Source organism: Streptococcus oralis (assembly GCF_001578935.1).
In the GTDB taxonomy this organism is placed as follows: Bacteria; Bacillota; Bacilli; order Lactobacillales; family Streptococcaceae; genus Streptococcus; species Streptococcus oralis_R.
The window spans coordinates 572,262-577,509 of the sequence record NZ_KQ969521.1 but is presented as its reverse complement, the minus strand read 5'-3'; the positions used below and the strand labels follow the sequence as shown (position 1 = coordinate 577,509).

7 protein-coding genes and 1 pseudogene are annotated in these 5,248 nt (G+C 42.9%); 6 read left to right on the top strand and 2 right to left on the bottom strand.

Annotated elements, in window-relative coordinates:
- Together mnmE and SORDD15_RS02870 are read right to left on the bottom strand one after the other, a co-directional pair.
- Positions 1 to 1,103: tRNA uridine-5-carboxymethylaminomethyl(34) synthesis GTPase MnmE (gene mnmE / locus SORDD15_RS02875; RefSeq protein ID WP_231097615.1), on the bottom strand; the 1,103-nt coding region annotated here is incomplete at its 3' end.
- Between the two features lie 134 nt (positions 1,104 to 1,237).
- Entirely contained in the window at positions 1,238 to 1,420 is a 183-nt protein-coding gene (locus SORDD15_RS02870) for a 4-oxalocrotonate tautomerase (protein WP_001117401.1), read from the bottom strand.
- A 122-nt stretch (positions 1,421 to 1,542) separates the two neighbouring features.
- Here SORDD15_RS02870 and SORDD15_RS02865 point away from each other — a divergent pair, with 122 nt between their 5' ends.
- The 6 genes and pseudogenes from SORDD15_RS02865 to SORDD15_RS10445 form a co-directional block, all read left to right on the top strand.
- Positions 1,543 to 2,133, top strand: coding sequence for a thymidine kinase (locus SORDD15_RS02865; RefSeq protein ID WP_061414152.1), 591 nt, complete (start codon positions 1,543 to 1,545; stop codon positions 2,131 to 2,133).
- Positions 2,130 to 3,209 carry a peptide chain release factor 1 gene (gene prfA, locus SORDD15_RS02860; protein ID WP_001028815.1) on the top strand — a complete coding sequence of 360 codons (1,080 nt, stop codon included), beginning with the start codon at positions 2,130 to 2,132 and terminating at the stop codon, positions 3,207 to 3,209. The genes SORDD15_RS02865 and prfA overlap by 4 nt, the downstream gene beginning before the upstream one ends.
- On the top strand, positions 3,209 to 4,045 hold the full coding sequence (prmC, locus tag SORDD15_RS02855) for a peptide chain release factor N(5)-glutamine methyltransferase (protein WP_061414150.1): 837 nt from the start codon (positions 3,209 to 3,211) through the stop codon (positions 4,043 to 4,045). The genes prfA and prmC overlap by 1 nt, the downstream gene beginning before the upstream one ends.
- A complete protein-coding gene (locus SORDD15_RS02850) occupies positions 4,029 to 4,631 on the top strand; it encodes an L-threonylcarbamoyladenylate synthase (protein WP_061414149.1) in 603 nt (200 codons plus the stop codon). Before prmC ends, SORDD15_RS02850 begins: the two co-directional genes overlap by 17 nt.
- 1 nt (position 4,632) lies before the next feature.
- Entirely contained in the window at positions 4,633 to 5,064 is a 432-nt protein-coding gene (locus SORDD15_RS02845) for a GNAT family N-acetyltransferase (protein WP_061414147.1), read from the top strand.
- Between the two features lie 60 nt (positions 5,065 to 5,124).
- Positions 5,125 to 5,248 (top strand): annotated as a pseudogene (locus SORDD15_RS10445) (serine hydroxymethyltransferase); the annotation flags it as partial.

Here is a 5,248-nt window from a genome sequence, read left to right as displayed (position 1 = left end):
ATCTTATCAATATTTTGGTTTTTCAGGACTGAAATACGGATGACATCTTCTGGAAGTTCAGAAGTTTCAATCGCTTCAGGAAGATCAGTTTTATTAAGCAGAATAATGCGATTTGTTTCTTGGCTGATTTCAAGTAATTGACGGTCTTGAGCTGTCAAGGGTTCGCTGGCATTTAAGACCAGGAGTACGAGGTCAGCTTCTTTGAGAGCTTTCTTTGAACGCTCCACACCGATTTGTTCAACGATGTCATCTGTTTCTCGAATACCAGCTGTATCAATCAATTTAAGAGGAACCCCGTTAATATTGACGTATTCTTCGATGACATCTCGCGTAGTTCCTGCAATATCCGTTACGATAGCCTTGTCTTCGCGCAGAAGATTATTGAGAAGGCTGGATTTTCCAACATTGGGGCGTCCGATGATAGCTGTTGAAATACCTTCACGGAGGATTTTACCGCGACGGGCTGTTCTGAGGAGATTGGTTAGCAATTGCTCAAACTCCATAGTTTTCTCACGGACGACTGCAGTAGTGGCTTCTTCAACATCATCATACTCAGGATAGTCGATATTGACCTCGACTTGGGCAAGTGTATTGAGGATTTCTTGGCGAGTATTGTTAATGAGGTCAGAAAGAGAACCATCTAGTTGTTTGACTGCGATATTCATAGCCTTGTCTGTCTTGGCACGGATGATGTCCATCACCGCCTCAGCCTGTGTTAAGTCCACACGACCGTTTAGAAAGGCACGCTTGGTAAATTCACCCGGCTCAGCCAATCGAGCTCCTTCACGGATAACCATCTGGAGAATCTCATTGGTCACCGCAATCCCGCCGTGGGTATTAATCTCAATAATGTCTTCACGAGTGAAGGTTTTGGGAGACCGCATGACTCCGACCATAACCTCATCCATGACCTTCCCTGTCTGCGGGTCAACAATGTGACCGTAGTTAAGAGTATGGCTAGCAACCTGACTCAAGTCTTTGCCTTTAAAAATCTTTTGCGCAATGGCAAAACTGTCTGTTCCGCTCAAGCGGACAATACCAATGGCTCCTTCACCTAGTGGAGTAGAGATAGCAGCGATGGTATCAAATTCACGTGTAATCATACTAATTCCTTTTGTATTTCTTTTCTTTAGATATGTATCCAAACATCTCTTCAAATTGTAACAAAATTAGACTATTTCTTCAATGGATGCTACTTGGAGATTGAAAAAGCCTAAGCAATTCTGCTTAAGCCAGTTTATTTGGTGCGCATTTCCCCTTGAGGGAAGTAAGTTCCTTCTGGCATGTCGTTGATGATGACATGAACGGCTGATTGAGGTGCTCCAGTGTTGCGGACAACAGCTTCCGTTACTTCCTTAGCCAGAGCTTTCTTTTGCTCGAGCGTGCGTCCTTCAAATAAATCGATGCGTACAAATGGCATAATAGCTTCCTCCACTAGTTTTTGATTTCTTCTATTTTACCACATTTTGCCGTTTAAAGCTTCAGAAAATTATGATATACTAGAATGTAGCAAAAATTTAGAAATGGACGTGAAATAGAAGCATGGCACAGTTGTATTATCGTTATGGGACCATGAACTCTGGTAAGACGATTGAGATTCTCAAGGTGGCCTATAACTACGAGGAGCAAGGAAAGGGAGTTGTGATTATGACTTCGGCTCTGGATACGCGTGACGGTGTTGGCTATGTATCGAGTCGAATCGGCATGAAACGCCCAGCCATTGCGATTGAGGAAACGACAGATATCTTCGGCTATATCCAAGACTTACCTGAGAAACCATACTGTGTGTTGGTCGATGAGGCCCAGTTTCTCAAGCGTCACCACGTTTACGACCTAGCTCGTGTTGTGGACGAGCTAGACATACCTGTTATGGCTTTTGGTTTGAAGAATGACTTTCGCAATGAATTGTTCGAAGGTTCCAAATATCTTTTGCTCTTAGCAGACAAGATCGAAGAAATCAAGACCATTTGTCAGTATTGTAAGAAAAAGGCGACCATGGTGTTGCGTACGCAGGATGGTGTGCCAGTCTATGATGGCGAACAAATTCAGATCGGTGGAAATGAAACCTATATCTCAGTCTGTCGTAAACATTATTTTGCGCCTGAAATCAATAAGGAGAATGAAGAAAAATGAACATCTATGATCAACTACAAGCTGTAGAAGACCGTTATGAAGAATTAGGAGAATTGCTGAGTGACCCTGATGTCGTTTCAGACACCAAACGCTTCATGGAGCTTTCAAAAGAAGAGGCTTCTACTCGTGATACGGTAACAGCCTACCGTGAGTACAAACAAGTCCTTCAAAACATCGTTGACGCCGAAGAAATGATTAAGGAATCAGGTGGAGATGCGGACTTGGAAGAAATGGCCAAGCAAGAACTGAAAGATGCCAAGGCTGAAAAAGAAGAATACGAAGAGAAATTGAAAATTTTGCTCCTTCCAAAGGATCCAAACGATGACAAGAACATCATCCTTGAAATCCGTGGAGCGGCTGGCGGAGATGAAGCAGCCCTCTTCGCTGGAGATTTGTTAACTATGTACCAAAAGTATGCGGAAGCCCAAGGCTGGCGCTTTGAAGTCATGGAAGCCTCTATGAATGGTGTCGGTGGTTTCAAAGAAGTGGTTGCCATGGTTTCAGGTCAGTCTGTATACTCTAAACTCAAGTACGAATCTGGTGCCCACCGTGTTCAACGTGTCCCTGTGACAGAAAGTCAAGGCCGTGTTCATACCTCGACAGCGACAGTTCTTGTCATGCCGGAAGTGGAAGAAGTAGAATACGATATTGATCCAAAAGACCTTCGTGTTGACATCTACCACGCATCTGGTGCAGGTGGTCAGAACGTCAATAAGGTTGCGACTGCCGTTCGTATCGTTCACTTGCCAACCAATATCAAGGTTGAGATGCAGGAAGAACGTACCCAGCAGAAAAACCGTGAGAAGGCCATGAAAATCATCCGTGCGCGTGTTGCTGACCACTTTGCTCAAATTGCTCAAGATGAACAAGACGCTGAGCGTAAGTCTACTATTGGTACTGGTGACCGTTCAGAACGGATCCGTACTTATAATTTCCCACAAAACCGTGTGACTGACCACCGTATTGGCTTGACCCTCCAAAAACTAGATACCATTTTGTCTGGTAAACTTGATGAAGTTGTGGATGCCTTGGTTCTTTATGACCAAACACAAAAATTAGAAGAATTAAACAAATAATGAAATTAGCTCAATTATTTTCAGATTTTGAAGAAGCGTTGATAAGACAAGGAGAGGAAGCTGAAAGCCTCTCTTTTGTCTATCGTTGCCTGAAAAATCTATCTTTTACAGACTTTGTCTTGGCCCTCCAGCAAGAGGTAACAGAGGCCGAAAAACAATTTGTAGAAGAAATTTTCCAGCAGTTAGCGTCCCATAAACCAGCTCAGTATATCATCGGACAGGCAGATTTCTTTGGAATGCAGTTAAAAGTGGATGAGCGGGTTTTGATTCCTCGTCCAGAAACAGAAGAGTTGGTGGAACTTATCCTAGCTGAAAATCCTGAGGAAAATCTTAAGGTCCTAGATATCGGGACTGGAAGTGGCGCCATAGCTCTTGGATTAGCTAAAAACAGACCAGATTGGTCAGTGACAGCAGCAGATATTTCCCAAGATGCCTTAGAGCTTGCATCTGAGAATGCTAGAAATCAAAATCTTAATATATTTTTTAAAAAATCTGATTGTTTTGCAGAAATTTCTGAAAAATATGATATAATTGTATCCAATCCACCCTATATCTCTCGTGAAGATGAGTCAGAGGTCGGTTTGAATGTTTTACATTCGGAGCCTCATCTAGCTCTCTTTGCAGATGAGGATGGCCTAGCTATTTATCGCAGAATTGCGGAAGATGCAAAAGACTATCTCACAGATGGTGGTAAGATTTACCTTGAAATTGGATACAAGCAAGGTCAAAGTGTTCCTGCGCTTTTTAGGAAACATCTTCCTGAAAAACGGGTACGAACACTCAAGGACCAATTTGGTCAAGATAGGATGGTTGTAGTTGATGATGGACAGGATTAGACAAGAGTTGGAAAAGGGCGGAGCTGTTGTTCTACCAACCGAGACAGTTTACGGTCTCTTTGCTAAGGCCTTAGATGAAAAAGCGGTCGACCATGTTTACCAACTCAAACGTCGTCCAAGAGATAAGGCACTCAATATTAATGTCGCTTCTCTAGAGGACATCTTGCACTTTTCAAAGAATCAGCCAACTTATCTACAAAAACTTGTAGAGACCTTTTTACCGGGTCCCTTGACCATTATCCTTGAAGCCAATGACCGAGTTCCCTATTGGGTCACCCCTGGTCTTTCAACGGTGGGATTTCGGATGCCGAGTCACCCCATTACACTTGATTTGATTCGAGAGACAGGTCCTTTGATTGGGCCGTCTGCCAATATCTCGGGTCAGGCAAGTGGAGTGACCTTTGCTCAAATTCTAGAGGATTTTGACCAAGAGGTTTTGGGGCTGGAGGACGACGCTTTTCTAACTGGACAGGATTCGACTATTTTGGATTTGTCTGGAGACAAGGTGAAAATCTTACGCCAAGGGGCGATTAAGCGAGAAGATATTCTTGCTCAGTTGCCAGAGATTTCTTTTGAGGAGGAATGAGATGCTAAGAGATTTGCAAGCAACAGATGTGAATGCTATATGTGTGATTAACCAAGAGGCTTTGGGCTATTCTTTTAGTCCAGAGGACACAGCTAGTCAACTAGCTAGATTATCTCAGGATTCCCATCATTTCTTACTTGGCTACGAGGATACAGCCAGCCATGTCCTACTTGGATATGTCCATGCTGAAGTTTATGAATCCCTCTATTCCAAAGCAGGTTTTAATATTTTAGGCTTAGCGGTTTCGCCTCAAGCACAAGGGCAAGGTATCGGTAAAAGCTTACTGCAAGGGTTGGATCAAGAAGCAAAAAGACGTGGTTATGGGTTTATCCGCTTAAATTCTGCCGATCATCGTCTGGGTGCTCATGCATTTTATGAAAAAGTTGGTTATACTTGTGATAAAATGCAGAAACGGTTTATTCGCATCTTTTAGTTTATTTTCTTATTGGAAGAACAAACCAAAGGACCAGTCACACTATAAAGGAGAAGACCTATGATTTTTGACAAAGATGATTTTAAAGCATACGATGCTGATCTATGGAATGCTATTGCCAAAGAAGAAGAACGCCAACAAAACAACATCGAGTTGATTGCTTCGGAAAACGTTGTTTCCAAGG

Excerpts from the sequence above, each read along its gene's own strand:
- prmC (WP_061414150.1), top strand. The coding sequence starts at position 3,209 with ATGAAATTAGCTCAATTATTTTCAGATTTTGAAGAAGCGTTGATAAGA.
- SORDD15_RS02850 (WP_061414149.1), top strand. The coding sequence starts at position 4,029 with ATGATGGACAGGATTAGACAAGAGTTGGAAAAGGGCGGAGCTGTTGTT.
- SORDD15_RS02865 (WP_061414152.1), top strand. The coding sequence starts at position 1,543 with ATGGCACAGTTGTATTATCGTTATGGGACCATGAACTCTGGTAAGACG.
- prfA (WP_001028815.1), top strand. The coding sequence starts at position 2,130 with ATGAACATCTATGATCAACTACAAGCTGTAGAAGACCGTTATGAAGAA.
- SORDD15_RS02845 (WP_061414147.1), top strand. The coding sequence starts at position 4,633 with ATGCTAAGAGATTTGCAAGCAACAGATGTGAATGCTATATGTGTGATT.
- SORDD15_RS02870 (WP_001117401.1), bottom strand. The coding sequence starts at position 1,420 with ATGCCATTTGTACGCATCGATTTATTTGAAGGACGCACGCTCGAGCAA.